13 protein-coding genes are annotated in these 13605 nt (G+C 60.0%); 6 read left to right on the plus strand and 7 right to left on the minus strand.

What is annotated here, in order from left to right:
- Positions 1–9: 9 nt before the first annotated feature.
- The 3 genes from ACN0SC_RS12670 (at position 10) to ACN0SC_RS12680 (ending at position 2341) form a co-directional block, all read left to right on the plus strand.
- The gene (locus tag ACN0SC_RS12670) at positions 10–927 is read left to right on the plus strand and encodes a dihydrodipicolinate synthase family protein (protein WP_417250039.1); all 918 of its coding nucleotides are present in this window, start codon (positions 10–12) and stop codon (positions 925–927) included.
- 137 nt (positions 928–1064) lie between these two features.
- Positions 1065–1709, plus strand: coding sequence for a sigma-70 family RNA polymerase sigma factor (locus ACN0SC_RS12675; protein ID WP_417250040.1), 645 nt, complete (start codon positions 1065–1067; stop codon positions 1707–1709).
- Entirely contained in the window at positions 1706–2341 is a 636-nt protein-coding gene (locus tag ACN0SC_RS12680) for a ChrR family anti-sigma-E factor (protein ID WP_417250041.1), read from the plus strand. The genes ACN0SC_RS12675 and ACN0SC_RS12680 overlap by 4 nt, the downstream gene beginning before the upstream one ends.
- An 89-nt stretch (positions 2342–2430) precedes the next feature.
- Here ACN0SC_RS12680 and ACN0SC_RS12685 read toward each other — a convergent pair whose 3' ends face one another.
- Both ACN0SC_RS12685 and ACN0SC_RS12690 read right to left on the minus strand, forming a co-directional pair.
- A complete protein-coding gene (locus ACN0SC_RS12685; RefSeq protein ID WP_417250042.1) occupies positions 2431–3156 on the minus strand; it encodes an SDR family NAD(P)-dependent oxidoreductase in 726 nt (241 codons plus the stop codon).
- Positions 3149–3946, minus strand: coding sequence for a DUF1365 domain-containing protein (locus tag ACN0SC_RS12690; protein ID WP_417250043.1), 798 nt, complete (start codon positions 3944–3946; stop codon positions 3149–3151). Before ACN0SC_RS12690 ends, ACN0SC_RS12685 begins: the two co-directional genes overlap by 8 nt.
- A 194-nt stretch (positions 3947–4140) precedes the next feature.
- Here ACN0SC_RS12690 and ACN0SC_RS12695 point away from each other — a divergent pair, with 194 nt between their 5' ends.
- The 3 genes from ACN0SC_RS12695 to ACN0SC_RS12705 all read left to right on the plus strand — a co-directional run bounded on the left by ACN0SC_RS12695 (position 4141) and on the right by ACN0SC_RS12705 (position 7232).
- Positions 4141–5481, plus strand: a complete 1341-nt coding sequence (locus ACN0SC_RS12695; protein ID WP_417250044.1) for an NAD(P)/FAD-dependent oxidoreductase — start codon at positions 4141–4143, stop codon at positions 5479–5481.
- Positions 5420–6577 carry a class I SAM-dependent methyltransferase gene (locus tag ACN0SC_RS12700; protein WP_417250045.1) on the plus strand — a complete coding sequence of 386 codons (1158 nt, stop codon included), beginning with the start codon at positions 5420–5422 and terminating at the stop codon, positions 6575–6577. The genes ACN0SC_RS12695 and ACN0SC_RS12700 overlap by 62 nt, the downstream gene beginning before the upstream one ends.
- 97 nt (positions 6578–6674) lie before the next feature.
- Positions 6675–7232 (plus strand): DUF3833 family protein, encoded by a 558-nt coding sequence (locus ACN0SC_RS12705; RefSeq protein ID WP_417250046.1) that lies wholly within the window; start codon positions 6675–6677, stop codon positions 7230–7232.
- Positions 7233–7447: 215 nt separating this feature from the next.
- On the opposite strand, the gene ACN0SC_RS12710 is transcribed toward ACN0SC_RS12705, so the two are convergent.
- From ACN0SC_RS12710 to gdhA, 5 genes are all read right to left on the minus strand, one after another.
- On the minus strand, positions 7448–8212 hold the full coding sequence (locus tag ACN0SC_RS12710; protein WP_417250047.1) for an SDR family NAD(P)-dependent oxidoreductase: 765 nt from the start codon (positions 8210–8212) through the stop codon (positions 7448–7450).
- Between the two features lie 158 nt (positions 8213–8370).
- Positions 8371–9219 (minus strand): fumarylacetoacetate hydrolase family protein, encoded by an 849-nt coding sequence (locus ACN0SC_RS12715; RefSeq protein ID WP_417250048.1) that lies wholly within the window; start codon positions 9217–9219, stop codon positions 8371–8373.
- Complete coding sequence (eno, locus tag ACN0SC_RS12720; protein WP_417250049.1) at positions 9216–10526, minus strand: phosphopyruvate hydratase; 1311 nt, start codon at positions 10524–10526, stop codon at positions 9216–9218. The genes ACN0SC_RS12715 and eno overlap by 4 nt, the downstream gene beginning before the upstream one ends.
- Positions 10523–11533, minus strand: coding sequence for a phosphotransferase family protein (locus ACN0SC_RS12725; protein ID WP_417250050.1), 1011 nt, complete (start codon positions 11531–11533; stop codon positions 10523–10525). The genes eno and ACN0SC_RS12725 overlap by 4 nt, the downstream gene beginning before the upstream one ends.
- 395 nt (positions 11534–11928) lie before the next feature.
- On the minus strand, positions 11929–13278 hold the full coding sequence (gene gdhA, locus ACN0SC_RS12730; RefSeq protein ID WP_417250051.1) for an NADP-specific glutamate dehydrogenase: 1350 nt from the start codon (positions 13276–13278) through the stop codon (positions 11929–11931).
- Between the last annotated feature and the right edge of the window lie 327 nt (positions 13279–13605).

Here is a 13605-nt window from a genome sequence, read left to right on the forward strand (position 1 = left end):
AATCGCACAATGAAAAACCCCATTACTGGCATTTTACCCGTCGCCCCCACCCCGTTTCTCGAAAATGGTGTCGTGGACGAAGACGGGATGCGCCGCGTGCTGGATTGCATGATTGACCAAGGTGTCGATGCCATCTGCATCCTTGCCAACTACTCCGAGCAATTCGTGCTCTCGGACGACGAACGCGCGACGCTCACCAAAATCTCGCTCGAACATGTCGCAGGCCGCGTGCCCGTAATTGTCACCATCTCGCATTTTTCCACGCAGGTCGTCGTGGACCGCGCTCGTGAGGCGCAGGCGCTCGGCGCGTCCATGCTGATGATGATGCCGCCCTACCACGGCGTCGGACTTGTGCCCGCGCCTGAGCAGATCTTCGAGCATTTCGCCGCCGCCTCCGACGCCGTGTCGATCCCGATCATGGTGCAAGACGCGCCGCTTTCGGGTGTCACCCTGCCCGTTCCCTTCCTCGTGCGCATGGCCCGTGAGATAGAAAACGTGTCCTATTTCAAGATGGAGACACCTTTCGCTGCCGATAAGCTTGCCGCTTTGATCGCCGAGGGAGGCGATGACATCATCGGGCCGTGCGATGGCGAGGAGGCGGTGACGCTTCTGGCCGATCTAGATGCGGGCTGCACGGGCACCATGACCTCCGCGCTGCAACCTGAACTTATCCGTCCGATCGTCACCGAGTATCACGCAGGCAACAAGGACGTGGCTCTCGCGCAATGGACCCGCTGTCTGCCGCTGATCAACCATGAGAACCGCCAATGCGGCCTGCGCGCGACGAAAACCGTGATGATGGCGGGCGGGGTGATCAAATCCGATCACGTGCGCCATCCGCTCAAGCCGATGACCGAACGCACCAAAGAGCGCCTCTTGCAGCTTGCAGGTGATCTCGACGTGCTGGCACTTCGTTGGGGGAAGTAGCCCGAACCGCCCAAATGTAGGCCCAGATCAAACGGGGCAAACCTCATGCGTCGCGTGCCTTTGGGTCGCGGCGCATTTTTCTTGTCCTTTTGTGCGGCGAGAGTGATCCGATTTGCATTCGGGCCCGTAATTGACGCATGTTGACACTGGAACTGGATAAACCGCCGCACAAGGGCGGGGCCGCGCGCCCCCTCACCGTGGGACAATTCGAAAGAAAAAATGTGTCGACCACGAGTGACAAAACATCAAAGCAGACGACATGGATGCTCGCGGTGCGTGATGCACGGTGCAAGACCTCTTTCGGCGCTCTTTTTGACTATTTCGCGCCACGACTAAAGGGCTTCGTCATCCGCGCGGGAGCCACACATGCCGAGGCCGACGAGATTGTGCAGGACGTCATGCTGACCGTCTGGCGCAAGGCCGAGCAATTCGACCCGCATCGCGCGCAGGTGTCGGCGTGGATCTACCAGATCGCGCGCAACCGACAGATCGACATCGCACGCAAGGAACGCCGACCCGTGCCAGAAGCTCTCAAACAAGAGCCTGACTCGGAACCCGACGCCAGCCAGATCGTCGCGCTGGAACAGGAAACAGGCCGCATTCGTGCGGCGCTCACCACACTGAACGATGACCAGCGCGACATGATCGAAAAGGCCTATCTGGGCGAACTGACCCATCAACAGATCAGCACCCAGACGGGCCTCCCGTTGGGCACCATAAAATCCCGCATCCGCCTTGGGCTGGAGCGGCTCCGACACGAATTGAAAGACCTCAAGTCATGACCTCTATCCGTCATCACATTCCCGATGCCATGCTCGCAGCCTATGCGTCGGGCAACCTCCCCCACCCGTTTGCGGTGATCGTTGCCGCCCATGTGTCGCTGTGCGAGACATGCCGTTGCGCGCTTGAAGCGCACAACAGCGTCGGCGGCGCGGTTCTCGACACCACGGACACGATTGCCGTTGCGGGTGACATGAAAGCCGCCCTCATGGCCCAGCTCGACGCACCAGCTCCACGCGAGACGGTTTACCACGCAGATGGCCCTCTGCCCGCGCCTATCGTGGGCGAGATGGCAGGCCGCAAGCCGCGCTGGCGTTCCCTTGGCATGGGCGTCAAGCAGGACATCATTTCCCACGGAGACGCGGGTTCGGTGCGCCTTCTCTACATCCCCTCGGGTCAGGCTGTGCCCGATCACACCCACAACGGGCTTGAACTCACGCTGGTGCTTCAGGGCAGTTTCAGTGACGAGTCGGGACGCTTCGGCGTGGGCGATGTCGAGGTCGCCGACGAGAACGTCGAACACACGCCAATTGCGGATGCGGGCGATCCTTGTATCTGCATCGCGGCAACGGATGCGCCACTGAAATTCCGCGCCATGATCCCGCGCCTGTTGCAGCCGATTTTCCGCATCTGACCCTCCCACCACGGGAACAAAAGAAAGGCGTGCCTTGGAAACAGGCGCGCCCTTTTGTCTTTTTGGTCTTGGCCTCCTCAGGAAACGGCTCACTTGCCGCGATAGACCACCCAATCAGGAAGCAGATCGATCACGCGGATCACCCATGCGAAGGGCTTGGGAAAATCCGTACGGAACCGTTTACGCTGCATTGCCTTGAACACCCGATCCGCCGCCGTCTCGGGCGTCATGATCTGAGGCATTTTGAAGGTGTTTTTGTCGGTCAGCCGCGTCTTGATGAAGCCGGGATTGACGACACGCACGCACACTCCAGTGCCTTTGAGATCAAACCGCATCGTCTCGGCCAGAGAAATCACGCCCGCCTTACTGGCCGAATAGCCGATTGAGGCAGGTAGGCCGCGATAGCCTGCAAGCGAGCCAATCAGCGTGATATCCCCCGCCCCGCGCTTGGCCATGGCGGGAACAACATCGCCCAAGATCCGCATCGCCCCCATGAGGTTCACCTCGACAATCCCCAATGCCGCATCGCGGTCCCAGTCCTGCGTTGACATCGGGTCGTAGGCACCCGCGTTATAGACCAACGCGTCGATCTTCCCCGCCGCATCACAGGCCGCGGCGGCCGCCTCCGCATCAGTCACATCGAACGGGAGAGCTCGGGCATCACGCAACTCCGCGCAGAGGCTTTCAAGACGCTCCGCATTGCGCGCGGAGAGGAGCAAGGACGCCCCTGCCGCATCAAGAAGATAGGCCAATTCGCGCCCCAGCCCTTCGCTAGCACCGACGATCCAGTAGGTTTTTCCAGCCATATCAACCATCTGCGCCACTCCTCTTTGTGTCGACCTGCGACAGTTCAATTCCCTCCGAGACAAGCGGCTCGGGCGGTGCTGGCGCGGGGCGGAAGGCCGCGCCTTTGAGCTTCAGCTTGAGCGCCTGCCAATAGATCAGCGCCACCACCCGCGCCGCGCCAAAGGGACGACGGATCGCCGCCCATGCAAGCGAACGCGTGGTGGCCACGTCGCGCGTGCCGACCAATGTGGCCAGAACCCCCTCGCCGCCATTCTCGAACTGGATACGGATTGTCACTGCCCGCGCATTCACATCGAAGGTGAAGCGGTAGAGCCCGTCCACATCCTGAAATGGCGAGACGTGCATGATCTTTTCAGCGGTCATTTGCTCCGTCGGAGAGATCGGACGGAAATCAGGATGGGCGCAAAAGTAGCAATGCCGATGGCCAAAGGTATTGTTGACCTCCGCCACAAAGGCGACGGTCTTTCCGCCCCGCTGCGCAATCCAGAAATTGACGGGGTTGAAGTGGATGCCTAGAAAACTCGGCTGCGTCAGCAGGAGCAGAGACACCCCTTCCAGCGGAAGTCCGCGCGAGGCGAGTTCCCTTCGAAACCACGCAAGCCCCTCTCCCGCACCACGCGGCCCGCCGTGGCGGCGATCGTGCACGGACCACAGGTTGAAACGGTTGCGCGACAGGAGGGGCGGAAGCCCCATGTCCTCCATGTCGATCAGAACAAAATCAACCCCGTAGCGGAACGCATTGTGAATGGCTCCGCGGCGCGTGTGGTAGGTCTGGCCTTGGATATGAGCGGTTTTCATAGAGAAGTTACGCGCGCGCGGTCAAAGCGGATCACTTTTCTCCACACATCCACTGCCACCAACCGAAACGCGCCTCTGGCAAGTCTCGCTGCAACTCCCTTTACGACAAAAAGCGTCTTTATTTGCGCCTTGGATGATCCAAGCAGCCACCGCCACCGTAATGGCTTCAACAAGTTCAAAAATCCGAGGATGGCATGTTCGATCACACCCAAGGCCCGCGCCGAAACATTGCCGTTGTCGGCGCAGGAATTTCAGGCATGTCGGCGGCCTACTATCTCTCACCACACCACGATGTGACCCTGATCGAGGCCGCCCCGCGCCTGGGCGGTCACGCACGCACCGTGAATGCAGGGCTGTCGGGGGAGCAAGCGGTTGATACGGGCTTCATCGTCTTCAACTACGCCACCTACCCCAACCTCACGCGCCTCTTCAACGAGCTCGATGTTCCCGTCGAGAAGAGCGAAATGAGCTTTGGCGTGAGCATCGACAACGGCTGGCTCGAATACGGGCTGCGCAACCTCTCCACCTTCGCCGCGCAAAAGCGCAACCTGATGCGCCCGCAGTATTACAAGATGATCGCCGACATCCTGAAGTTCGGCAAACATGCCGAGGCAATGGCCCATGACGACGAGACCACCATCGGGGATTTGGTGGAGCGGCTGCGTCTGGGGCGCTGGTTCCGCAAATATTATCTTCTGCCGATGTGCGGCGCGATCTGGTCGACGCCGATCACGGAGGTGGACCGTTTCCCCGCCCGCTCTCTGGTGCGCTTCTTCCGCAACCACGCGCTTCTTGCAGGTATCGACACGCACCAATGGTGGACCGTCTCGGGCGGCTCCATCGAATACGTGCGCCGTCTCGAAGCCGCACTCCTGCGCCGAGGCGTCTCCATCCGCACCTCCAGCCCAGTCGAGGCCGTGCGTCGCTCAGGCGGCAAAGTCACCGTGAAGGCGGGCGGCACCACAGGCGAATTTGACGAAATCGTCTTTGCCTGCCACTCTGATCAGGCATTGGCCATTCTGGGCGAGGAAGCAACACCGCAGGAACGCGCCTCACTGGGCGCGATTGCCTACCAGCCGAACAAGGCTGTCCTGCACCGCGACCCGCGACAGATGCCTCTGCGCCGCAGTTGTTGGTCCAGCTGGTCCTACCGCGCGCAAGAGGGCGGAATCGGTATCACCTACTGGATGAACCGACTGCAAAACATAGATGAGAGCGACCCGCTTTTTGTCACGCTCAACCCGTCGCCGGAGATCTCCGACGACCTGATTTATGACGAGGTGGCCTTCGATCACCCCGTCTTCGATACGGGCGCGATGCGCGCACAGGGCGAGATCGCAGCATTGCAAGGCGAGAACCGCACGTGGTTCGCGGGCGCATACAACCGCCACGGTTTCCACGAAGACGGGATCGCCTCCGCATTGCGAGTCGTGCGTAAAATCAACGAGATGGACATTGGTGGAGGACGGAAAATTGGCATCGAAGAACAACGCGATCACCGCGCAGTTTCTGGCGACCTGCGCGCAACTGCGTGAGGGACGGCTGCGACTAATCACGCCTGACGGTGCGCGCCACGATTTCGGCACGAGTGGACCCGAGGCGGAGATGCAGATCAACGACTGGGCGGCGCTCACGGCGGTGGCCGCGCGCGGTCAGGTCGGTCTTGGCGAGGCCTATGTCGAGGGTCTTTGGGACACGCCGTCCATTGAGGCCCTGACCCGTGTCGCCCTGCTCAACCGCGAGGCGCTCGCAGCCTATGATCGCGCGGGCTTCTTCACACGGCTGAAGTTTCGCGCAGTGGACACGATCTTCCGCGCCAACACACGCAAGGGCGCGCGAGCCAATATCCATGCACATTACGACGTCGGCAACGAGTTCTATCAACTCTGGCTCGACGAAAGCATGACCTATTCCTCCGCGATTTTCGATACCAACGACACCGACCTGACCCGTGCGCAACTGCGCAAGAATGACCGTGTTCTCTCGCGTCTGGCCGATGGGGAACGGGTTCTGGAGATTGGCTGCGGCTGGGGCGGATTTGCCGAACAAGCCTCTGAAACGGGCCGCGATGTCACGGGGCTGACGATCTCACGCAAGCAACACAGTTTTGCCGAATCCCGCCTCGATGGCCGCGCCGACATCCAGTTGCGCGACTACCGCGACATTGACGGGAAGTTTGACAACATCGTGTCCATCGAAATGATCGAAGCCGTAGGGGAGCGCTACTGGCCAAGCTATTTCAGCACGATCAAGCGCAACCTCGCCGAAGGGGGACGCGCCATGGTTCAGGCCATCACCGTTCCTGACGCCAACTTCGAGGCCTATCGCACCTCGTCAGACTTCATCCGCCAGTATGTCTTTCCAGGGGGAATGCTGCTGTCCGACAGTGTTATCGCCGAACAGGCGCGCGCCGCCGGTCTCAAGGTTCGCGACAGTTTCGCCTTCGGTCAGGACTACGCCACGACCTGCCGCATGTGGGGCACGCGCCTCAAAGCGCAGCGCGAAAAGGTGCGGCGCCTCGGCTATTCCGAGAGTTTCCTGCGCAACTGGCAATACTACCTCGAAATCTGCGCAGCGTCTTTCGCCACGGGGAACACGGATGTGGTGCAGGTAGAGCTTGCCCATGCCTGACCCCGCTTCCTGATCCCGCCGCACGACACAGGCCGCATCTGCAACTGACAACACACCGCCCGCCATGAGGCGCGCGGCAACCCCTAAGGACGTCCCAATGAAACTCATCACGGCCCTGCTTGCCCTCGCCCTGATCGCCGTCGTGATGAAAACGATGGTGTTCAGCTTCCGTGCGCAACGCCCCGACCACTACGCGCAGACAGGCCCCACCTTCGACATGACCACGCATCTCGCCGGCCCGATCCTCTCCGAAGGGGTCATCTTTGGTCCGCGCGGTCGCATGAACAGCCGCTTCGTCGCGCAGATGAAGGGCGAATGGAACGACGCAGGCACTGAGGGAACGCTGGAGGAGAATTTCACCTACAACAACGGCAACACTCAAACTCGCAAGTGGTTTCTGACAAAGACAAGTCCGACCACCTTTACCGCTACCGCCTCGGATATCCGTGGGGAAGCGACGGGAAAATTGTCAGGAGCCACGCTGGAAATGCGCTACGCCATCACCCTGCCCGAAGACGCGGGCGGCCACACGCTCAACGTGACCGATTGGCTCTACCTGACCGAGAACGGCGTGATCCTCAACAAATCCGAGATGCGGAAATACGGGATCAATGTTGCGGAACTGGTCGCCACAATGCGCCCTGCTGCCCCGTAAAACAGGGCTTCAGACACGCATCGATGCGCGAGACAGCGGGCGCAGTTCCCCCTCACGAATGCAGCCGTCAAGGCCATCGCACCGGCCTATATAGCAACGAACAACGCGCAGGCACTGCAAGACGATCCCCTGCGCTCCAATTCCATCCAGGACGGACAAAGGGGCGGCATTTGCCGCCCCTTTATTCTTGCCTTATTTGATCTATGCGCCCACCCTCAATAGGTCGCGCGACCGCCCGAAAAGTCGAACACCGCGCCTGTCGAATAGGAACATTCCTCGGTGCACATCCAGCCGACCATCGCGGCAATCTCCTCCACCGTGCCCATGCGTCCCATCGGGATTTTCGAGAGCATATAGGTGATATGCTCGTCAGTCAGATCGGCAAGCATCTCGGTCTTGATAACGGCGGGGCAGACGACATTGACGCGAATGCCCGTAGCGACCAACTCCTTACCCAGAGATTTGGTCAGACCGATCACCCCTGCCTTTGACACGGAATAAGCGGAGGCGTTCGGGTTGCCTTCCTTGCCCGCCATGGAGGAGATATTGACCACCCGCCCCCAGTCACCTTTCTGCATATAGGGAACAACCGCACGGCAGGTGTGAAAAATGCCGTTAAGGTTCACATCCATCACTGCGCGCCATGCCTCCAGAGGATAGTCGACGAGCGTCTCGTTCACGCCCGCGATCCCTGCGGCGTTCACAAGGATGTCGAGACCACCATCGCCATCGTTCAACGCATCAGACGCCGCCTTCGCCCCCGCCTCAACGGAAGCGTAATCGGACACATCAACCACCTGAGCGCAGACCTTACCCAAAGGCGACAGCGCCTCCACGGCCTTGTTCAACGTCTCCTCCGAAATGTCCCAAAGGGCCACTGACGCCCCGCTTTCAAGGAACCGCTTGGCAAAGGCAAACCCCATACCGCGCGCCCCGCCCGTGATCACGGCGCGCTTGCCGTTGAGATCGAGTTGATTCATCTTATGTCTCCCTGTTTGCGAGCCCTCTGTCCCGACCACTATTGCAGCCGCTCCTCACTCGCCTTTCTCAAATACTACACGACGTTAACCGCCATACGTCACGCACGCCATCCCGTCCTATAAGAAGACGTCCGTCAAATGCATCCCCTGATAGCGGCCTATAGCGGCACAACCGTCTGTGCTTGCCCGCCCAGCCCGTCGATGCCAAGCGATACCTTGTCTCCTGTTTTGAGCCACACAGGCGGGGTCATGCCCGCACCAACACCTGGCGGTGTGCCTGTGCAGATCAGATCACCAGGTTCAAGGCGCATGAATTCCGACATGTAGCTCACAATCGTCACCACGTCGAAGATCATCGTGGAGGTGTTCCCCGTCTGCATCCGCTTGCCGTTCACGTCGAGCCACATGCCAAGATCCTGAACATCGCCCACTTCGTCAGGCGTGACCAGAACGGGGCCCGTGGGGCAGAAGTTGGGGAAGCTCTTGCCCTTCACCCACTGCCCCGCGCGCTCTAGCTGCCACGCGCGCTCGGACACGTCATTGACCACGACGAAACCCGCCACATGCGCCATTGCTTCCTCTTTGGAGATGTTGAGCGCAGGCTTGCCTATGACAATCCCCAGTTCAACCTCCCAGTCCAGTTTGGACATTTTCGTGCTATAGAGGAGATCGTCGTCGGGGCCGCAATAGGTGGCCGACGACTTATTGAACAGGATCGGTTCTGCGGGGATTTCCATGCCCGCTTCCGCTGCGTGGTCAGAGTAGTTCAGCCCCACACACCAGATGTTCTTCGGCTGGGCCGTGGGAGGCGCGACGCGCTTGCCCTTGATGTCGGCCACGGGAAGGTCGGCGGGATTGACCGCACGCAGTTTGTCGAGCGCTCCTGCGCCCAAGGTCTCGGGGTTGATATCCCCCACGACCGAGGAGACGTCCCGCGCAACACCATCGGCGTCGAGAATGCAGGGGGTCTTTGCGCCGTCGCGGGCGCCGTAACGCATCAGTTTCATGCTTTTTCCTTCTGTTGTGCGGCCCACCATGTCTGCGCCAGCGGTGCCCCGCCGACGAAACTATTTGCGCCGAGTTCGTCCTGAATGCGCAAGCATTCGTTCCATTTGACCATGCGCTCGGAACGGGTGAAAGAGCCGACCTTGAGCTGACCGCCGCCAAGCCCCGTGGACAGGTGGCTGATTGAGGTATCCTCCGTCTCGCCCGAGCGCGCGGAGACAATCGCGCCCCAGCCGTGTGTCTGCGCGGCTTTGAAGGTATCGACGCTCTCCGTCACCGTGCCCGCTTGGTTGACCTTGATCAGAACGGCATTGCACGCTCCCGCACCAGCCGCCTCTTCGACAAGCCCCGCGTTGGTCACGAGATAATCGTCGCCGATGATCTGAACGCGGGAACCGAAGCGACGGGTGAATTCCGCCATACCTTCGGGATCATCCTCACCCACGGGGTCTTCGATCGAGGCAATCGGGTAGTTGTCGAGCCAGCCGCCCAACATGTCGATGAGCGCGCCACTGTCCATCTCGCGATCTTCCAGCGCAAGGCGGTAGGTGCCGTTCTTTCCGAATTCAGAGGCCGCGATATCGAGGGAGATCACCACGTTCTCTCCAGGCTTTTCGCCCGCATTTTCAATGGCCTGCACAAGCGTTTCCAGCGCCTCCTCGTTGCTGTCAAACATCGGCCACCAGCCGCCCTCGTCGGCCACGCCTGCGGCCTTGCCTTTGCGGGTCATGATGTCACCTGCGGCGAAATAAACCGCATTGGTCACTTCCATCACCTCGTCAAAGGAGCGCGCACCAGGCACCATGATCATGAAATCCTGAATATCCACGCGCCGCCCCGCATGAGCCCCGCCTCCAAATATCTGGATCTCGGGCAGAGGCAGGCGCGGGGTCGTGCCATAGTGATCGGCCACGTGACGCCACAGTGGTTTCTGAGCAGAAGCGGCGGCGGCATGAAGCACGGCCAGAGACGTCGCGACGGTGGCATTGCCCCCAAGTTCAGCCTTGAGCGGCGAGGGATCAAGTGCAAGGAGCGCCCCGTCGGCCCCCGCCTGATCCGCCACATCGCGCCCCACGAGCGCCTTGGCAATCGGACCGTTGACGCTGGCCAGTGCCTTTTGCACGTCCATGCCACGCAGCGACTTGCCTCCGTCACGCAAGTCAATCGCTTCGCGCGTTCCACGCGATGCCCCCGCAGGCGCAATCGCGCGGCCCAGCGTGCCGTCCTCCAGAACCACGTCAACTTCTACCGTGGGGTTGCCACGGGAATCCCAGACACGGCGTCCGTGTATCTTCGCAATGGTTGTCACGCACCTTGCTCCTTTACGATTTCGTTAAGCCTTCCGACGAAGGCACTCAGGGTCTTCTCGGGCGATACCACTAGCGCCAGAGCTGCGGTGCGCACCTGCGCGCGGGTGGCGTCATTGAGATATTCCACGGGCGATTTCCCATCTACGCGCGCGAGCATCAGCGCGGGAAGCAGCGCCGCGATCCGCGCTTCGAGTTCCGCGGGGTCTTCCCATGTCACATGCTGCGCGTAGGCCGACCAGAAGGCTCCCACCTCGCCGAGCAAAGCCGCGCGGTTTTGCGGGAGGTGAAAGGACTTCAACACCAAATGGTTGAGGCAGAAGGCAGGATCGAAACTCGCATCCCCCATCGTGGCGCACTCGGCGTCGAGCATCACGGGGCGCCCGTCGCGCAAGAGGATGTTCTTGGGACTGACATCACCATGCACCAGAACTCCCCGCGCCGCATAGAGCATATCGGCCAGCGCCGTAAGGGCCTGCGCCACACCCGCGTGCCGCCGCGCCGTGTAGGTCAGATAGGGCTCGATACGCAGCGCACGGAAATCGTCAGCGTTATCAAACGGCGCCGCGTCGAAGCCGTCGACGGTCGATGCCGCATGAATGCCGCCGATTACATCACCCACGGCCCCCGCCTCGCCCTCGGGAAGTGCGCCTGACAACAGGCGATCTTTCCAAAGGTAGACATCGTCCCCAGTGATAAACTCCATCGCGAAACCGTGGTCGGCTTCAGAGCGACCATAGAGCTTCACCGCCCCCTCGGGCGCGACCTGTGCGGCCACGGAAAGCCACGCATATTCCGCCGAATTGCGATGCACAGGCGCGCGCCAGTCGGCAGCCACCTTGAGCTTGGGCAGCGCGAATTTCACGGCAAGCGTCCTGCCCGACACCTCCACCCGCGCGATGTCGGAGGCCACGCCTCCGGTCAGCGGCCCGACCCGCGTCACCGCCTCGCGTGATGCGATCCCGAGCTCCTCCACCAAGGCTGCGCATTTGTTGAACAGATCATCCATTCCTCTCGCCTTCCCGTCTCTTCCGCCCTGCCCTCTTGTAAAGTGCCGCTGCCATAACCGAACACTCCAAGTTCGCCACTGAGCGGACACCAGCCAATGTTCACGTGAACACATCTCACAAACACGAGTAGGCCGCGACCATGAGGCAGTCAAGGGAGCAATCGTTGCCTTGCGCATAATCCCTTCATTTAGATGGGAAATTTGTAGGCGCTCACGGGAGACCGGATGAAGCTCACCATCAACAGATAGCCAGTGGACTCAAAGCAGAAAGGAGGAAAGCACCGTTGTCGCGCACCGCCCATTCATGACGGCCGCGACCTTAAAAAGGCCTCCCCAAATGAACCATTCGGGAAGGCCTCGATTCACAGTATTAGACATGAAACCTCGTGGCGCGCCTAGATCACGCCCAATGCGCGCATGGCATCAGCCACACGAACAAAGCCCGCGATATTGGCCCCCACGACGTAGTTCCCAGGAGCGCCATACTCCTCGGCCGTTTCGTGACAGGCCGTATGTATGTTCGCCATGATCTCTTCGAGACGCCCCTCTGTCTTGGCAAAGCTCCAACTGTCGCGACTTGCGTTCTGCTGCATCTCAAGCGCAGAGGTCGCCACCCCGCCCGCGTTGGCCGCCTTACCTGGAGCAAACAGAACTTTCGCACTCTCGAACAGGTCCACAGCCTCGGGTGTACAGGGCATATTCGCACCTTCCGCGACCGCAATCACACCGTTCTCGACCAATGTCTTTGCATCACGGCCATTGAGTTCGTTCTGCGTGGCACAGGGAAGCGCGATTTCGCACGGCACGTCCCAGATCGAACCACCCGTGATGTAGTGGCAGCCATCACCGCGCAGCTCGACATATTCGGAGATACGTCCGCGCCGCACTTCCTTGATCTGCTTGACCAGATCCAAATCAATACCGTTTTCGTCGACGACATAGCCGCCCGAGTCAGAGCAGGCGACAACCTTGCCGCCAAAGGACATGATTTTCTCCATCGCATAGATGGCAACATTGCCCGAACCAGACACTACGCAACGTTTACCCGCAACATCGACACCTTTGACGTCGAGCATGGAGCGCACGAAATAGGCCGTGCCGAAACCCGTGGCCTCTTTACGGGCGCGCGACCCGCCATAGACGAGGCTCTTGCCCGTCAAGACGCCCGCCTCAAAACGATTGTTCAGGCGTTTGTACATGCCGAACATATACCCGACCTCACGCGCACCAACACCGATATCCCCCGCAGGGACATCGACGTATTCGCCGATATGGCGGTGCAACTCGGTCATGAAGGACTGGCAGAAACGCATAATTTCGTGGTCGGATTTTCCTTTGGGATCAAAGTCCGAGCCTCCCTTGCCACCGCCAATAGGCAGGCCCGTGAGAGCGTTTTTGAAAACCTGCTCGAAACCGAGAAACTTGATGATCCCGATATTGACCGTCGGATGGAAGCGAATGCCCCCCTTATAGGGACCAAGCGCAGAATTGAATTGAACACGAAAACCGCGGTTGATCTGGACCTGATTGTTGTCGTCAATCCACGGCACGCGAAAGATGATCTGTCGTTCAGGTTCACAAATGCGTTCGATTAGGGCTTCGTCAAAATACTCGGGCTTTTTCGCAATGACGGGCCCCAAACTTTCAAGCACTTCACGCGCAGCTTGGTGAAATTCAGCTTCGCCAGCATTACGGTGCAAAACAGTGTTGAGGATGGGCTGAAGCTTTTCGTTGATCGTGTTCACGGTAGTGACATCCTTCTTTACCAATACGCGCACTACATGCCTAATTTTTAATCTGTCATCAATCCGAATTCCTATTATTTTAGCCTATTTAGAGCATGTTGGGACGAGTGCCTTCGCGGGAAAGAAAGCATGACCAGTCGCTCCACCTTACACTTCGAAATGAACTTCTCCCCCGAGACGGGGGCAAAATTACAAAAAATGAGAGGTTTGGTGCGGGTAGGAGGGATCGGGCGGATTCTTGGCGTCCCAGAACACAACTAAGCCCGCCTTGGAGGCGGGCTTAGTAGCGAACGGTCATTCGCTAAAACTGGTTGCGGGAGTAGGATT

Origin of the sequence: Celeribacter sp. (genome assembly GCF_048261515.1) — a bacterium.
GTDB lineage: Bacteria > Pseudomonadota > Alphaproteobacteria > Rhodobacterales > Rhodobacteraceae > Celeribacter.

What these genes read in the sequence shown, in the direction of transcription:
- ACN0SC_RS12680 (WP_417250041.1), top strand. Translation starts at nt 1,706, where the DNA reads ATGACCTCTATCCGTCATCACATTCCCGATGCCATGCTCGCAGCCTAT.
- ACN0SC_RS12705 (WP_417250046.1), top strand. Translation starts at nt 6,675, where the DNA reads ATGAAACTCATCACGGCCCTGCTTGCCCTCGCCCTGATCGCCGTCGTG.
- ACN0SC_RS12690 (WP_417250043.1), bottom strand. Translation starts at nt 3,946, where the DNA reads ATGAAAACCGCTCATATCCAAGGCCAGACCTACCACACGCGCCGCGGA.
- ACN0SC_RS12715 (WP_417250048.1), bottom strand. Translation starts at nt 9,219, where the DNA reads ATGAAACTGATGCGTTACGGCGCCCGCGACGGCGCAAAGACCCCCTGC.
- ACN0SC_RS12670 (WP_417250039.1), top strand. Translation starts at nt 10, where the DNA reads ATGAAAAACCCCATTACTGGCATTTTACCCGTCGCCCCCACCCCGTTT.
- ACN0SC_RS12710 (WP_417250047.1), bottom strand. Translation starts at nt 8,212, where the DNA reads ATGAATCAACTCGATCTCAACGGCAAGCGCGCCGTGATCACGGGCGGG.
- ACN0SC_RS12695 (WP_417250044.1), top strand. Translation starts at nt 4,141, where the DNA reads ATGTTCGATCACACCCAAGGCCCGCGCCGAAACATTGCCGTTGTCGGC.
- ACN0SC_RS12725 (WP_417250050.1), bottom strand. Translation starts at nt 11,533, where the DNA reads ATGGATGATCTGTTCAACAAATGCGCAGCCTTGGTGGAGGAGCTCGGG.
- ACN0SC_RS12675 (WP_417250040.1), top strand. Translation starts at nt 1,065, where the DNA reads ATGTTGACACTGGAACTGGATAAACCGCCGCACAAGGGCGGGGCCGCG.
- ACN0SC_RS12685 (WP_417250042.1), bottom strand. Translation starts at nt 3,156, where the DNA reads ATGGTTGATATGGCTGGAAAAACCTACTGGATCGTCGGTGCTAGCGAA.